The sequence below is a fragment of the Rhizobium sp. UBA1881 genome, assembly GCF_002338015.1.
Taxonomy (GTDB): Bacteria; Pseudomonadota; Alphaproteobacteria; order Rhizobiales; family Rhizobiaceae; genus Rhizobium.
This window is the reverse complement of sequence record NZ_DDHH01000070.1, coordinates 21,353-37,002: the sequence shown is the minus strand read 5'-3', so window position 1 is coordinate 37,002 and position 15,650 is coordinate 21,353. Positions and strand designations below refer to the sequence as shown.

General features: G+C 62.4%; 13 protein-coding genes. 7 read left to right on the top strand and 6 right to left on the bottom strand.

Features of this window, described 5'->3' with window-relative positions:
* Nucleotides 1-1,013, bottom strand: a 1,013-nt coding sequence (gene mutL / locus B3605_RS08050; protein WP_296433497.1) for a DNA mismatch repair endonuclease MutL, incomplete at its 3' end; no start/stop codon positions are given.
* A 180-nt stretch (nt 1,014-1,193) separates the two neighbouring features.
* Here mutL and B3605_RS08045 point away from each other — a divergent pair.
* A complete protein-coding gene (locus tag B3605_RS08045) occupies nt 1,194-2,912 on the top strand; it encodes a response regulator (protein ID WP_112944534.1) in 1,719 nt (572 codons plus the stop codon).
* A gap of 124 nt (nt 2,913-3,036) precedes the next feature.
* The gene (locus tag B3605_RS08040; RefSeq protein ID WP_018898601.1) at nt 3,037-4,395 is read left to right on the top strand and encodes a putative bifunctional diguanylate cyclase/phosphodiesterase; all 1,359 of its coding nucleotides are present in this window, start codon (nt 3,037-3,039) and stop codon (nt 4,393-4,395) included.
* A 92-nt stretch (nt 4,396-4,487) separates the two neighbouring features.
* On the opposite strand, the gene B3605_RS08035 is transcribed toward B3605_RS08040, so the two are convergent.
* From B3605_RS08035 to B3605_RS08015, 5 genes are all read right to left on the bottom strand, one after another.
* Nucleotides 4,488-5,093, bottom strand: coding sequence for a PRC-barrel domain-containing protein (locus B3605_RS08035; protein ID WP_112944533.1), 606 nt, complete (start codon nt 5,091-5,093; stop codon nt 4,488-4,490).
* Nucleotides 5,094-5,349: 256 nt separating this feature from the next.
* Nucleotides 5,350-6,237, bottom strand: a complete 888-nt coding sequence (locus tag B3605_RS08030; protein WP_112973699.1) for an SMP-30/gluconolactonase/LRE family protein — start codon at nt 6,235-6,237, stop codon at nt 5,350-5,352.
* A 4-nt stretch (nt 6,238-6,241) separates the two neighbouring features.
* The gene (locus tag B3605_RS08025; protein ID WP_112944531.1) at nt 6,242-6,874 is read right to left on the bottom strand and encodes a 2-dehydro-3-deoxy-6-phosphogalactonate aldolase; all 633 of its coding nucleotides are present in this window, start codon (nt 6,872-6,874) and stop codon (nt 6,242-6,244) included.
* Between the two features lie 24 nt (nt 6,875-6,898).
* The gene (locus B3605_RS08020) at nt 6,899-7,816 is read right to left on the bottom strand and encodes a 2-dehydro-3-deoxygalactonokinase (protein ID WP_018898606.1); all 918 of its coding nucleotides are present in this window, start codon (nt 7,814-7,816) and stop codon (nt 6,899-6,901) included.
* Nucleotides 7,816-8,586 carry an SDR family NAD(P)-dependent oxidoreductase gene (locus B3605_RS08015; RefSeq protein ID WP_112944530.1) on the bottom strand — a complete coding sequence of 257 codons (771 nt, stop codon included), beginning with the start codon at nt 8,584-8,586 and terminating at the stop codon, nt 7,816-7,818. Before B3605_RS08015 ends, B3605_RS08020 begins: the two co-directional genes overlap by 1 nt.
* Nucleotides 8,587-8,721: 135 nt before the next feature.
* Between B3605_RS08015 and B3605_RS08010 the strand changes: the two genes are divergently transcribed.
* The 5 genes from B3605_RS08010 (at nt 8,722) to B3605_RS07990 (ending at nt 15,509) form a co-directional block, all read left to right on the top strand.
* Complete coding sequence (locus B3605_RS08010) at nt 8,722-9,510, top strand: IclR family transcriptional regulator (protein ID WP_112944611.1); 789 nt, start codon at nt 8,722-8,724, stop codon at nt 9,508-9,510.
* 238 nt (nt 9,511-9,748) lie between these two features.
* Nucleotides 9,749-10,483 (top strand): helix-turn-helix transcriptional regulator, encoded by a 735-nt coding sequence (locus B3605_RS08005; protein ID WP_112944529.1) that lies wholly within the window; start codon nt 9,749-9,751, stop codon nt 10,481-10,483.
* A 529-nt stretch (nt 10,484-11,012) separates the two neighbouring features.
* The gene (apbC, locus tag B3605_RS08000; RefSeq protein WP_112944528.1) at nt 11,013-12,197 is read left to right on the top strand and encodes an iron-sulfur cluster carrier protein ApbC; all 1,185 of its coding nucleotides are present in this window, start codon (nt 11,013-11,015) and stop codon (nt 12,195-12,197) included.
* Between the two features lie 417 nt (nt 12,198-12,614).
* Nucleotides 12,615-13,592, top strand: coding sequence for a magnesium/cobalt transporter CorA (gene corA / locus B3605_RS07995; protein WP_112944527.1), 978 nt, complete (start codon nt 12,615-12,617; stop codon nt 13,590-13,592).
* An 18-nt stretch (nt 13,593-13,610) separates the two neighbouring features.
* Entirely contained in the window at nt 13,611-15,509 is a 1,899-nt protein-coding gene (locus B3605_RS07990; RefSeq protein ID WP_018898614.1) for a potassium transporter Kup, read from the top strand.
* Nucleotides 15,510-15,650 lie beyond the last annotated feature (141 nt).

The following is a 15,650-nucleotide window of genomic DNA, read 5'->3' as shown; positions in this document are numbered from 1 at the left end:
CCGTCGGTGTCTGTGGTCGCCGCCCGGCTGCCGTCGCGCGCCAGAGCCTCGCGGATCGCGCCGACAATCAGCCCGCGCACCAGCTGCGGATCGCGGAAACGCACGTCGGACTTCGCCGGATGCACGTTGACGTCGACGAGCGCCGGATCGACCCCGATCGACAGCACCGCCACGGCGTAGCGCCCCGAGGGGATCGTCTCGGCATAGGCGCCGCGGATGGCCGAGAGCACCAGCTTGTCCTGCACCGGCCGGCCGTTGACGAAGGCATATTGATGCGCCGCGTTGCCGCGGTTGAAGGTCGGCACGCCGGCAAAGCCTGTGAGCGTCACATCCTCGCGCTCGGCATTGATCTCGATCGCGTTGTCGCGGAAATCCTTGCCGAGGATCTGCGCCATCCGTGCCAGATGGTCCTCGCCGGTCGCCGGAAATTCCAGCGTCGTGCGGTCGGTGCCCGAAAGCACGAAGCGCACCTGCGGGAAGGCGATCGCCATGCGCTTGACGATCTCGGTGATCGCGGCCGCCTCGGCCTTTTCCGTCTTCAGAAACTTCAGCCGCGCCGGCGTCGCGAAGAACAGGTCGCGCACCTCGACGATGGTGCCGGGGTTGAGCGCCGAGGGCCTGAGATGCTGCAGCTTGCCGCCCGCCACTGAAATCTCCGCCCCGCCATCGCTGTCGCGGCGGCGGCTGGAGATCGTCAGCCGCGCCACCGAACCGATCGAGGGCAGAGCCTCGCCGCGAAAGCCGAGCGTGCTGATATCGTCGAGCGTATCGGTGATCTTCGAGGTGCAGTGCCGGCGCACCGCAAGCTCGAGATCGCGCTCGTCCATGCCCGAGCCGTTGTCGGTGACGCGCAGCAGGCTCTTGCCGCCGCCGGATGTGGCGATCTCGATGCGCGTCGCCCCCGCGTCGAGCGCGTTCTCGATCAGTTCCTTGGCCGCACTGGCGGGCCGTTCGATGACCTCGCCGGCGGCGATTTGGTTGATGAGCGTTTCGGAAAGATGCTTGATCGACATGCAGCCATTTTCGCGGATTCGGGAGCGTGAGGGAAGGGTGAAAACGACGATCTCGGGGCTTGTCCAGACCCTAGGATTCCGCTGCTTAATGTTAAGCACGCCTTAAGACAAAACTGGCATTTTGCCGATAATACCCCGCCGCAAATGCAATCCATTCGGACAGATGTAGGACGCGCAAGTATGAGTGCCGGTCGCGATCAAGCGGACACAGCCCCGCAGGAGGGCGCGGTTGAAACCGCGGCTGGCCTCCAGGCGGCGTTGTTCGACGCGGTCTGCGAAAGCCTGTCTTCCGCCTTCATCGTCTATGACAAGACCGATCACATCGTTTTCGCCAGCCGGCAGGTGCTCGATTTCTTCCCGATCTGTGCCGATCTCCTGCAGCCCGGAACGCGGCTTCGCGATTTCCTCGGCGCCGTCTACGAGACCGGCATCCGCAGCCGCTCGGCCGGCAAGCAGGGCGCGCTCAGCCGCGAGGATTGGCTGTCGCAGAAGATCGCGACGCACTGGCGCGAGCGCTACGAAGCAGTCGAGCGCTACGGCAACGATTGCTGGGTCGGCTTCCAGAAGCGCCGGCTCCCCAACGGCTACGGCGTCTGCGTCATCTCCGATATCTCTGAAGTTAAGAAGCGCGAGGAACAGTGGCGGCTCGATCTCGAGCGCGTGCAGCTCACCGAGGATATTCTCGACAATCTGCCGTTCCCGCTCTTCGTCAAGGACCGCAACCTCGTCTACGTCGCCGTCAACGTCGCCTTCTGCGAGAAGTACCAGACGACGGCCGATGAGGTGCTGGGCCGCAGGAGCATCGAGCTTTTCTCGCCCGAGGTCGCTGCGCGCTTCGAGGAAAGCGATCGCCACGTTCTTGAAACCGGCGAGATGTCGGTCGTGCGCCAGCGCCAGATCGCCCGCGATGGGTCGGAACGCGAAATTATTTCGCGCAAGCACCGCATCGGCAAGCCGGGACGCTATTTCCTCGTCTCGACCATGCAGGACCTGCCGCGCGAGGGGAGTGATCTCGAAGAATTCGAGAAGGCTTCAAGCGTCACGACATCGGCCAAAAGCACCTACCGCCGCGCCTATGTTCCGATGAACGACGACAGCGAGCGCCGCGAGCCGGCAGCCATGGAAGCCATCGTGCCCGAGAATTTCTCCGGCCGCCGCATTCTCGTCGTCACCGGCGATATCGCCGCCGAGACCGCGGCGCTCAGAACGCTGGCCAAATATGGCTTCGAGGCCTGCTCGGTGCGTAATGAGGACGAGCAGGAGCAGTTTCTGGAGATCGCCTCGTCGGCCGGCCTGTCGCTCGATCTCGTGATCATCGACAACCAGATGGGCATGCGCTGCCTCGAACTTGCCGAACAGTACGGTATCTCGTCGCTTGTGATGGATGGCTTCCAGATCTCCACCGAGCTCACCTTCCAGATCGCTCGCCATTTCAACCGCAACAATCGCGGCGCCATGGCCGACCGGATCGATAGCGACTGGGAGATCACCACGTCGGACGATCAGCTCGAGCTCGATGTGTTGGTGGCCGAGGACAACGATATCAACCAGATCGTTTTCTCGCAGATCCTCGAAGGCCTTGGCTACCGCTACCGCATCGCCGCCACCGGCGACGAAGCCGTACGCATGTGGACGGAATACCGGCCGAAGATCGTGCTGATGGATATCTCGCTGCCGGGATTCAACGGTTTCGAAGCCGCCCGCCTGATCCGCCAGGTGGAAGGCGATGGCCCCCGCACCCCCATTATCGGCGTACTCACCCAGGCCTTCGAGCGCGACCGCGCCGAATGCGCAAATGCCGGCATGGACGACGTGATCATGAAGCCCGTCAGCCCGGACATTCTTGAGACGGTCTTCCAGAAATTCATGCAGCCCGAGGCGCAGCGGGCCTCGCTCTAAGCATTGATTGCGGTCAACTCCCCAATTCTTGGGAGGCAATTCACGATGATCCAGGGTTGTCGAATATCGAATTTTTAAGACTTGCCAGCCATTCTGCCGGGCATTGGGGAAGCTCTGGATCAGAATGATGATGTTGGCGGATATGCCATTGGCACCGGTAAGCCAGAACGAGCTTCAAACGATGGCTTACACCGACCCGTTGACCGGGCTCGGAAACCGCTATCGCATGCGCGACCGTATCGCCCAGATCTCGGCCGAACGCGCCGACGATCCGGCACCGTTTACCATCGGCATCGCCAATCTCGATAGCTTCAAGCCGATCAACGACCTCTTCGGCTCGGCCGCCGGCGACGAAATTCTCTGCCAGGTCGCCCATCGCCTGAAAGCCTGCATTCCCGATGGCGCCGTCGTCACGCGCCACGACGGCGATGAGTTCGCCTTCGTCCTGCCGCTGGTCTTCGAGCGTGCCAGCGCCGAGAAATTCGGCCAGATGATCCGCGAGGTCCTGTCGGCACCCTATGATCTCGGCGACCGCAACGTCCGCCTCTCCGCCTCCTTCGGCTTCGCCATCTATCCCTTCGCGGGCGAGGAGTTCGAGGAACTGCTGAAGAGCGCCGAAACCGCGCTCTATCGCTCCAAGCGCCGCGGCCGCAGCCAGATCACCGTCTATTCGCGCGAGATCGCGCAGGAAATGAAGCGCGCCACGCAGCTGGAGCAGGCGCTCAGAAACGCCATCATCTCCGATGCCATCGACGTGCATTTCCAGCCGATCGTCTCGCTCGCCACCAGCCAGGTTCTCGGCTTCGAGGCGCTGGCGCGCTGGAACGATCCGGATCTCGGCTTCGTCTCGCCCGGTGTCTTCGTGCCGCTCGCCGAAGAACGCGGCTTCATCGACGCACTCTCGGAAGCGCTGCTGCGCAAGGCGGCCGAAGCGGCACTCTCCTGGCCGCGCGAAATGTTCCTGTCCTTCAACCTCTCATCCGCGCAGCTGATGGACCCCGGCACCAGCGCCAACGTGCTCTCCATCCTAGGCCGCGTCGGCTTCGATCCGCACCGCCTCGAGCTCGAAATCACCGAGACCGCCGTCATGGGCTCGGCCGATACCGCAAACCGCATCATTGCCGACCTGCGCCAGGCCGGCGTGCGCATCTCGCTCGATGACTTCGGCACCGGCCAGTCCAGCCTCGGTCGCCTGCGCGATTTCATGTTCGACAAGATCAAGATCGACCGCGCCTTCGTCTCGCGCATCAATTCCGATCGCGCCTCCGAGCACATCATCAAGGCGATCCTGACCATGTGCGAAGGCCTCGACCTCGAAGTCGTCGCCGAAGGCATCGAGGATTATTCGGAAGCCGCGAAACTGCGCATGCTCGGTTGCGGCATGGGGCAGGGCTACTATTTCGGCAAACCCGCCGACGCCATCGCGACGCTAAGGTTCCTGCACGAGAACGAGTACGACACCGGCGAACGGGCGATGGCGTAAGCGCCGCGAATCCAGAAATAGAAACACAAAAGCCAATGGCGCCCTCTCGGACGCCATTGGTTACGCATGCACTGCGACTAACGATGCAGTGTTTACTTGGCTGTCGTGGAGCCGGTTGCGGTGTTGTCCATCGCGCCCGGAGCCGGGGCCTTTTCGGCCGACTGCATCTGCAGCGTCTTGAACTCCGGCGCTGCCTTCAGCGTTTCGGCCGTTTCCGAGGTCGTCAGCTTGACGCTGCCATCCGTCGTGTTCTGGGCCACGGTGATCTTTTCCATCGGCACGGCGACGTTCTTTTCACCGATGCCAAGGAAACCGCCCACACCGATCACGGCTGCGACAAGGCCGCCATCCTTCTTCATGATCAGGTCGTTGACGTTACCAATGCTTTCGTTCGTGCCGTTATAGACGGCCTGACCGATGTAGGTGTTGGCGCTGACCTGGTCCGCGGACTGCTCCGTCAGATAGGTGCCGCCGCCGGCCTGTGCGGTATCGGTGGTGGCGGCCGGTGCGGGCGCCTGTGCGGCATCACCTGCCGGCTTCATGGCATCCGGCTTCGGCGCTGCCGGGTCGGCCGGTGCCGACATGGACGGTTCGCTCGGCGAGGCCGGCTGGGTCGCGCTCTGCGAGAAAGCGACCGGTGCGAAGGCCGTGGCAAACAGGGCGCCAGCGGCAACGGTGGTGAGAAGTTTGCGTGTCATATCGTACCTACTTTCAGTGTCCTTGGGTGATCTCTGGCCGCGCTTTTCTCTTCTAGCGAGAGCTGTCTCAGCTCGGCCGGTTCGTGAAGTAAATGAATGGGTTGGCTAATGGTTCCCAGAAAAATACACGCAGAAACTGACGAAATTTTCGGAACTTTTCCGCCGCTGGAACGGCGCGGATGCAAGATCAACGCGCCTTTGAAACGCAAAAGGGCGCCCCGAGGGACGCCCTTTAAAACACATCCTGTAAGATGCGTCAGAGAATATAGGCCGCGTCGAAAACGCCGCGGACACTGACGCCGAGCTCAAGCAGGGCGCCCGCGTCCGGCTGGCTGGCGCGGGCTGCGTCGTCGAGGCCTTCCCAGGCGGTGGTGACCGCCAGCTGGTCAGCATCCGGGCCGATGAAGGCAGGGCAGGAGGGCTGTGCAGCGGGCACCTTGTAGCGGGCGATGCGCAGGCCGTCGGGGCTGTAGCGATCGACGGTGCCGGCACCCCAACGCGCGTTCCAGATATAGCCGTCGGCATCGACCACGGAACCGTCGATCCCGCCCTCTTCCTCCATGCTGTCGACAAGCACGATCGGTTCGCCGGTCGGCAGGCCGGTCTCGCGATCGACCATCACGCGCATCAGCCGGCTGAGATGCGTATCGGTGAAATAGCCGACGGAGCCATCGGGCGAAAAGCAGATCGAGTTCGGAATGGTGATGCCGCCGAAGAGCTTCGTCACCTTGCCGCGCGCCACATGATAGATCGCGCCGGCCTGGGTTTCGGCGCGCTTGCTCATCGTGCTGATCCACAGGCTGCCCGAGGGATGCATGCGCCCATCATTGGAGCGGTTTTCCGGCCGGTCGTTTTCGAGTGCCGCGTAAAATGTCAGGCCGCCGCTTTCGATATCGCGCACGAACAGGCCCTGCTCGGTCGCAAGCAGCTGCCGCTTGGCGTCGATCCGTGCCAGCACGCTCGCCATCACAGGCAGCGCGTGCACCTTCTTCTCTTCGGTCGAAAGGTTCAGCTCGTGCAATTCCTTGCCGAGAATGTTGAACCACCAGATGGTATTGGTATCGGGATCGTAGGTCGGTCCTTCGCCCAGCACCGAATTGGTGCTGGAAAGGGTCCGCCCCGCGAACTCATGAATGTCGGTCATACGCTCAAGCTCCCACTGCTGCGTCGTATGCGTAAATGGTTGCCTTGGCGCGCTCGGCAACCTCAGCGACAGTCATTCCCGGCTTGTAAATGCTCGTGCCGAGCCCGAAGGCGAGGATTCCGGCCTTGGTGTACTCGGCGAAATTCTTGTCGGAGACGCCGCCGACGGCCGCGATCGTCAGCTCCGGCGGCAGGATGGCGCGGATCGCCGTGATGCCGGATGGGCCGAGCACGCTGGCCGGGAAAAACTTCAGCCCGGTCGCGCCGGCGCGCGCCGCGGCAAGCGCTTCCGTGGGCGTGAAGACGCCGGGCATCGTCACCATGCCGTAGTCGCGGGCGCGGATGATCACGTCTGGCTCGACATTCGGCGTCACCAGCAGCTTGCCACCGGCATTGTGCAGGCTGTCCACCGCCTCGGTCGTCAAAACGGTGCCGGCACCGATCAGCACCTCGGCGGGCGCCATCTTGGCGGCGATCTCGATCGACTTGAACGGCTCGGGCGAGTTCAGCGGGATCTCGATCGCGGTCAGGCCGTTTTCGATCAGCGCGCCGACGACGCCCTCGGTCTCCTCGGGCTTGATCCCACGCAGGATGGCGATCAGCGGGCGCTTCATGGCGGGGAAGGGGATGCGGTTCATCGCTCTGTTCTTTCTTGATTGGGCTTAGTTGGGCCAGATGGCGTTTGCGGCGGCCGAAAGGCCGGCAAGCACCGCCGTATCGGCATCGATGGTCGTGACGTTGAGCGAGAGCGCCTTGAAGGCGGTCTCGTAAAGCTTCTGCAGGCGGCCGGAGGCAACGAGCGCGATCGGCGTGTCGTTGGCGGCATCGGCCAGCGCGCCGGAGATCTCCAGGCCGATCAGCGTGCCCGAAATCCGCGCCTGCGCCGCCGAAGCGGTCATGCCGTGCAGCAGCTGGCCGGAGCGGGCCGTGAACAACAGGTTGGTCGCCATCTGCGGCTGGCGGAAGGCGGTCGAGACCGATGCCTTGAAGGCGGAGTTGTCGGCCGGCGATTGCTCGGCGCCGGCAACCGCATGCGACAGGATCGTATGCTTGGTGATCGCGTCGAAGAGCTCACCCGTCATGAAGGTGGAGAAGCCGATGACCTCGCCTTCCTGCACATGCACCCATTTCGAATGCGTTCCGGGCATGCAGACGGCCTGCGCGCCGGTGCTGTCTGGGCCGAGCGCGCCCAAGAGCTGGGTCTCTTCACCGCGCATCACGTCGGGCGATGCCCGGTCGCGCTGGGCAAGGCCCGGCAGGATGCGGATGTCGCGGCTCTGGCCGGGCACGGGGACGGCGCCGGTCAGGATCGCCGAAAGCGACGTGGGCACGTCGACATAGCCGGCCTCGACCCAGCCCTGCTTCGCGCCCGCCATGCCGCAGACGATCGCGGGAATATCCGCTGGCGCCTCGACCTTGGCGAGATGCTTGGCCAGCACCTCGGCGAAGCCGGTCTTGGCCGCCGTCGTCATGCCCTCGTCGCTGCGGCTTTCATTCAGCACGCTGCCATCGCTGCCGATCAGCCACAGCCGGAAGCTGCTCGTGCCCCAGTCGACCGCGATATATCGGGGTGTTGCCATCAGAAAATGCCTCCATCGACAATAAGGGACTGCGCCGTCACTGCGGAGGCGCCGTCGGATGCTAGAAACATGCAGGGCCCGACGATGGCGTCGGCCTGCAGAACTTTTTTGATGCACTGCCGCTCGATCATGCCGGCAATGCCTTCTTCGGTGAGCCACAGCTTCATCTGTCGCTCGGTAACGATCATGCCCGGCAGGATGCAGTTGACGCGGATGTTGTCGGGACCGAGCTTGCCGGCCAGGCTCTTCGTCAGCCCGATGATCGCCGCCTTTGCCGTCGTGTAAGCCGGGAAGTCGGGCATGTTGAGCATGAAGGCGATCGACGACATGTTGATGATCGCCCCGCCGCCGGCCTCGCGCATCGATGGCGCCACAGCCTGCGCCGCGAAGAACACGTGCCGCAGGTTGGTCGCCTGATTGTTGTCCCAGTATTCGGGCGTCACCTCATCGAAATCATGCCGGTCGTCGCGCGCGGCATTGTTGACGAGCACGCCGATCGGGCCGGAATGGGCAACGATCGCCTCGATGGTCGCGCGGATCGCAGCGACATCGCGCAGGTCGGCGTGGTGGCAGCGCACCGGGTGCAGGCTGTCGCGCGACAGGCGGTCGACCAGCGCGTGGCTCTCGTCCTCGGCAATGTCGATGAAGGAGACCTTGGCGCCCTGGCGCGCGAACCCCTCGACGATCGCGGCACCGATGCCGGAGCCGCCGCCCGTCACCACCACGCTCCGGTCCCTGAATTCGGGGTATTGCGCTCCAAGCTCCGCCACCACTATCCTCCCGATAGTTCCATTATTCAGAACTCAATTTGACTATATGGAATTATCGGATTAGCCTTGGGTCTCTGTCAAGGCATGAGGGCCAGCATGGGCGCGACTGATGGCGACATCATGGATAAAAATGCCATGGATAAAAATGAAGTTGCGGACAAACGCGAGACCGGCACGCTCGGCAAGCTGATGGTGCTGCTCGATATCGTGACGCACGCCGATGCTCCAATGCGCTTCACCGATATCTTGGCGGTCGCAGGCCAGCCCCGCGGCACGCTGCATCGCCAGCTTGGCCATCTCACCGAGGAAGGCCTGCTGGAAGTGCTGGCCGACGGCCGCTACGCACCCGGCCTGCGCCTCCTCGATCTCGCCTCACGCAGCTGGGCGCGCAACGAATTCCGGCTGATCGCCGAACCGCATCTCAACGCCCTGCAGCAGCTGACCGGAGAGACCGTGCATCTCGGCGTCCTGCGCGGTGCATCCGTCATCTATCTCGACAAGGTCGAGGGCAGCCAGCCGGTCCGGATGTATTCGCAGATCGGCAATGCCTCGCCCATCTATTGCACCGGTGTGGGCAAGGCAGCACTTTCCGCGCTGCCGGACGATCGGCTGGACGCGATCATTGCGAGTGTGTCCTTCCAGCGCTTCACCGAAAACACGCTGACGCCGGAGACGTTGCGCCGCGAGATCACCGACATTCGCAGCTCGGGAAATGCCTTCGACCGCGAGGAACACGAGGTCGGCATCCGCTGTGTGGCGGCACCCGTCTATTCCGAGGACCTGTCCTTCGTCGGCGGCGTTTCCGTGACCGGGCCGGCCTATCGGCTGACATTCGAGCGATTGGAGGAGTGGGCGTTGCCGGTGCGCCGGGCCGCCGAGAGCATCATGAGCGGCATGCGGATCGGGCTTGGCCCGCGCCGCTAAGGCCCCAGCAATTTGAGAATTGTCAAATCTGCACGCGCTTCGTCACCTTTCGTACAGAAATATGCTCATTTTCCGGTAGTGGACGTATTGTGATTTTGTGAAGAATCGTCACAATTGCCAGTTGTCAACCCCAAGTCTTGGGGTGTAGTGCCGTAGGCTATATTGACGGCGATGCCGCCGTCGGCGTGCGATCCAAGCACGTCACTTACGACGTTCCTGATTTTTTTGAGCTGATGACATGATGAACCCTTTGCCGCACCAGACTTCCGTGAACGTGTACGTAAATGAGGTATCTGGATTAAACACCCAGTTCGATATCTTTCGTTTCATGAAGAGGCTGACGGAAGCCTACCGGGTTCGCGCCTTCATGGTGCTCAATCTCCCCTCGGCCACCGCACGCGATCTGCAGAGCAACACCGTCATCACCAACTGGCCTGCCGAGCTGCTCTCGGCCTATGATCATGAGGCGCTGCTCACGAACAGTCCGATCGTCCGCAAGCTGCGATCGTCGACGGTTCCGTTCTTCAGCGACTTGTCGAAGTCGAAGCTGGAACGCTCGGACGGCAAGTCGAACCTCGTCGTGGCTTTGTTCGAGCGGTTCCGGATGATGCGCTGCGCCTATTTCCCGACGCACGATCCCTCCGGCGCCCGCGGCGCGGTCTCCTTCGCGGGCGATCGTGAGCCCTTTGCGCCTGAGGAGATGCTGGAGCTCCACTATATCTCCACGCACGTATTCGACAGGCTGGCCGAGATTCGCGCGCTCGACAACAGGGTGGTGGACGCCCTGACCGACCGCGAGATCGATTGTCTCAACTGGACCGCCGCCGGCAAAACCAGCGTCGAGATCGCCGATATCCTTGGCCTGTCCGAGCACACGGTCAATCACTACCTCAACCGCGCCACCAAGAAGCTCGACACGGTGAACCGCACCCAGGCCGTTGCCAAGGCATTGCGCATCGGCTTGATCAAGTAACTGCCCAAATCCTGTGCGCTATTGTCGCACCAGCCTAAAAATTGCGCCAGGACGTGAGCGCGGCGAGGGTCTTCAGCTAGCGTTGCCGCCGAATTCGTCGCCATTTCGAGTTGGCACGCTTCATGCTTCTCTATTGCCAGCGGTCCAGAGGGGACTTGGCAACGACGCCATAAAAGGCGCGACCTTCAACCCGCCGCTCGGTGCCGGCACCTGTGCTTGCTGGACATCGAGCGGCGGTTTGTTGTTTTTGGGATACGCCTCCCGGTCCATAAGCGCGAGCTGATGCATTTTTCCCTCAATTCTGACTGGTCTTTCAGATCTGACGCCCTAGAAACCCCTTATTCCACTTGGGTGACCGTTGTGCCATCAGGGCGAAAGCCCGGCGGACTTGATGGCTCAGCGGTCTCCTTTGGAAACTCCCCCTCGTTTCGCAGCTATTGATGCCCGCCATTTTGTCCGGCACCGATTTTGTTTGGCGATCACTTCGCGCTCCTCTATCTACAGAGCCAGATAAGGGTGTGAGGACGATATGACTGAAGTCACCAAGGAACAGGTGCTGGAAACGCTGGCAACGGTGCGCGGCCCCGATCTCGAGCATAATATTGTCGAGCTCGGCATGGTCTCCGATGTGTTCATCTCGGATGGCAAGGTCTACTTCTCCATTACCGTCCCCGCCGAGCGCGCCAAGGAGCTGGAGCCGCTGCGGCTCGCCGCCGAGCGCGTCATCAAGGAAATGCCTGGCGTCAAGGGCGCCCTGGTCGCGCTGACCGCCGACAAGAAGGGCGCGCCATCGGGCGCCGCCGCCGCCTCCCGCACGCCACCGCAGGCTGGTCACGGTCATGCCGGCCATGGGCATGCCGGCCATGGGCATGAAGGTCACTCGCATGCCCAGCCGCAGCAGCGCGCCGGCAAGATCGGCGTGCCCGGGATCGGCGCCATCGTCGCGGTCGCCTCCGGCAAGGGCGGCGTCGGCAAGTCCACTACCTCGGTCAACCTCGCGCTCGGCCTGCAGGCAAACGGCCTGCGCGTCGGCATTCTCGACGCCGATATTTACGGCCCCTCCATGCCGCGCCTCCTGCAGATCTCCGGCCGCCCCACGCAGACCGATGGCCGCATCATCAATCCCATGGAGAATTACGGCCTCAAGGTCATGTCGATGGGCTTCCTCGTCGATGAGGAAACCGCGATGATCTGGCGCGGCCCGATGGTGCAGTCGGCGCTGATGCAGATGCTGCGCGAAGTCGCCTGGGGCGAGCTCGACGTTCTCGTCGTCGACATGCCGCCCGGCACCGGCGACGCGCAGCTGACCATGGCCCAGCAGGTGCCGCTCGCCGGCGCCGTCATCGTCTCGACACCTCAGGACCTGGCACTCATCGATGCCCGCAAGGGGCTGAACATGTTCAAGAAGGTGGAAGTGCCGGTTCTCGGCATCGTCGAGAACATGAGCTACTTCATCGCCCCCGATACCGGCGCGCGCTACGATATCTTCGGCCACGGGGGCGCCCGCGCCGAAGCCGAACGCATCGGCGTGCCCTTCCTCGGCGAAGTGCCGCTGACGATCAACATCCGCGAAGCCTCCGACGCCGGCACCCCGCTGGTTGCCAGCGAGCCGAACGGCATTGTCGCCGGCATCTATCGCGACATCGCCACCAAGGTCTGGGCGCAGCTCGAGGGCAAGCCGCAGCGCGCCGCTCCATCCATCGTCTTCGAGTAAAGTGTGCCGTTTCAGGGCGCGGCGCTAGACTCCCAATTGCGGGCAAAATGTGATCAAACAACGCAGTTCACGTAAGATGTCTTGATTCTTGCGTGGGTTTCCGTCATATGGCGCGCCGTCGCCATGAGGGCGGCGTGTGCGAATGCTCGATGATAGCCAGCCCTGCAGCGGCGAATGCCTGCTGCATGTTCGGAGTTCTCTTGTCGATCGAAGGATTGGTGACTGCGATGCGGTTGAGCATAGTGCATACCCGAGCTTCGGCCGGCTATGACGGGATATTGATGAACATTCTTCAGCCGCTTTCGTTAATCTCGAAGACTTGCAGCTTGAGCGCCGCTTTATCAGGCGCTTCGCGGAAGGTTTTTTGATGCGAACGGCGATGGCCCTCACAGCCCTGGATCACGGGAGAAGCGCCCGGTGATCACTGCCTATTGCTCCAATTGCCAATCGGTCGAGCTCGGTGATCTCACCAAGGTCGAGACCATGCGCGACGATATCGTCTGGATCGACATGATCGAGCCGACGCGCGAGGAAGAGGCCTATGTCGAGAAGGCGCTCGGCATCGAGGTGCCGACCCGCGAGGACCTCAAGGACATCGAGCCTTCCGCCCGTCTCTATACCGAAGGCGATGCCGTCTTCATGACCGCCTCGCTGGTCTGGAAGGCCGAGACCGATGCGCCTGTGCTGACGGATGTCGCCTTCATCCTCGTCGGCAAGCGCCTGATCACCATCCGCTACGCGCAGCCCAAGTCCTTCGCGCTCTTCATCGCAGCCCTTCATCGCATTCCCGCCCACTGGCGCAACGGCGCCTCGCTGCTCGCCAAGCTGTTCGAGACCATCATCGACCGCACGGCGGAAATTCTCGAGATCTCGGTCGCCCGCATCGATATCCTCTCGACCCACGTCTTCGGCGATCGCGCCAAGAAGGTTCGCAAACCCTCGAACTATCTCGAGGAGAAGCTGCGCGATATCGCCGCCCATCAGCGCCTTGTCAGCAAGGTGCGTGACAGCCTGGCCTCCATGTCCCGGCTGATGACCTTCTTCTACAATGTCCCTGCCGTCCAGCAGGACCGTGCCACCAAGGAACTCTGCCGCACCGTCTCGCGCGATATCCAGTCGCTGAACGAGCACTCGTCCTATATCGCCGGCAACATCACCTTCCTTCTCGATGCATCGCTGGGTCTGATCAACATCGAACAGAACTCGATCATCAAGATTTTCTCGATCGCATCGGTGGTCTTCTTGCCGCCGACGCTGGTCGCCTCCATCTATGGTATGAATTTTGAATTCATGCCGGAACTGCATTTTGCCCAGGGCTATCCCTATTCGCTCGGGCTGATGCTGGTTTCCGCCGTAATCCCCTTCTTCTTCTTCCGTTGGAAAGGCTGGCTCTGAAGAGCCTGTTTTTGTTTAATGTCCGCAGACAGCCATTCACACGACCAGAACATGAGCCCGCGCAAGCTCTTCTATCTTGCGCTGGGTTCTGTCGGCGTCGTCTACGGTGATATCGGTACCAGCCCGCTCTACGCGTTTCGCGAAGCGCTGAAGCCCGTCGCCGCCGATGGCCTCACCCGTTTCGAGGTCATCAGCGTCGTCTCGCTGATGATCTGGGCGCTGACCATCATCGTCACGATCAAATACGTGCTGCTTCTCTTGCGCGCCGACAACGAAGGCGAGGGCGGCACGCTGTCGCTGCTGGCGCTTCTCTTGAAGACCGCCAACGGCCACACCGCACTTCTGATGATGCTCGGCCTCGTCGGCGCCGCACTCTTCCTCGGCGACGCGATGATCACGCCGGCTCTGTCTGTTCTGTCGGCCGTCGAAGGTCTGAAGCTCGTAGCACCGCAGCTGAGCAGCTATATCGTGCCGATCTCGGTCGCCATCCTCGCCGTGCTCTTTGCCGTGCAGTCGCGCGGTACGGGAACGATGGCGCGCTATTTCGGGCCGATCACCGCGCTCTGGTTCATCGTGCTCGCCGTCGTCGGCATCTCGCATATCTCGGATGATTTCGGCATCCTCGCCGCCTTCAATCCCTATTATGCCGTGAGCTTCCTCATGCATGAGGGCTTTTTCGGCGTGATTGTGCTCGGCGCGGTGTTCCTGACGCTGACGGGCGCCGAAGCGCTTTATGCCGACCTCGGCCATTTCGGCCGCCGCCCGATCCAGTGGGCATGGTTCGTGCTGGTCTTCCCGGCGCTGACGCTGAACTATCTCGGCCAGGGCGCGCTGGTGCTCGGCAATCCGCATGCCATGTCGGACCCCTTCTACCTGATGTTCCCGAAGTGGGCGCTGCTGCCGGCCGTCATCTTGGCCACCGCCGCCACCATCATCGCCAGCCAGGCGGTCATAACAGGCGCGTTCTCGCTGATCCGCCAGGCGATCAACCTCGGCTTCCTGCCGCGCATGGAAATCCTCTTCACCTCGGAAACCAACACCGGGCAGATCTTCGTGCCGTCGGTCAATCTGTTGCTGTTCCTGGGCGTGATCTTCCTGGTCATCTCCTTCGGCTCGTCGGATTCGCTGTCGACGGCCTATGGTATCTCCGTCACCGGCGCCATGGTCGTGACGTCAATCATGGCCTTCGAGTTCGTCCGCGTCCGCTGGAACTGGTCGGTGCTGACGGCGACCGCCGTGCTGGCGCCGCTCTTCGTGCTGGAAATGATCTTCCTCGGCGCCAACCTGATCAAGATCCACGATGGCGGCTACATCCCTGTCTTGATTGCCACCGCCTTCGTCGTCGTCATGTGGACATGGCGTCGCGGCTCGGCGCTTCTGATGGAAAAGACCCGCCACACGGATATTCCGCTGGCTTCGTTCATCTCCTCGATCGAGCGCAAGAGTGACCACTCGCCGGCCCATGTGCCCGGTACGGCGATCTTCCTTACCAGCGATCCGGAATCCGCACCCGCAGCGCTGCTGCACAATCTGAAGCACAACCACGTCCTGCACGACAAGAACGTGATCCTGACGATCCGCACGGTCAACAAGCCGCGCGTGCCGAGCGCCGACCGCTACAAGGTCGAGCAGATTTCCGAGCGCTTCTCGCGCGTCGAGCTTCTGTTTGGCTTCATGGAATCGCAGAATGTCTCGCAGGCGCTGGCGACGTTGCGCAAGACCGGGCTGAAGTTCGACATCATGTCGACCTCCTTCTATCTCGGTCGCCGCAAGCTGGTGCCCGATGCGAAGTCGGGTATGCCCTATTGGCAGGACCGCCTCTACATCGCGCTCGCCAACGCCGCCGCCAACCCGTCGGATTACTTCCGCCTGCCGGCCAACCGCGTGGTCGAACTCGGCTCGCACGTCATCATCTGACGGTGCCCACCCATCCCCTCGAAAGCCCGGCCTCGCGCCGGGCTTTTGCGTTTGAGTGTCTATAAGCAAATGCTGTATCAATTGGGGGGCGGCGTATTAACCAAGCATCAAGGTTAATGAGACATTTTCATCGGCATGTTC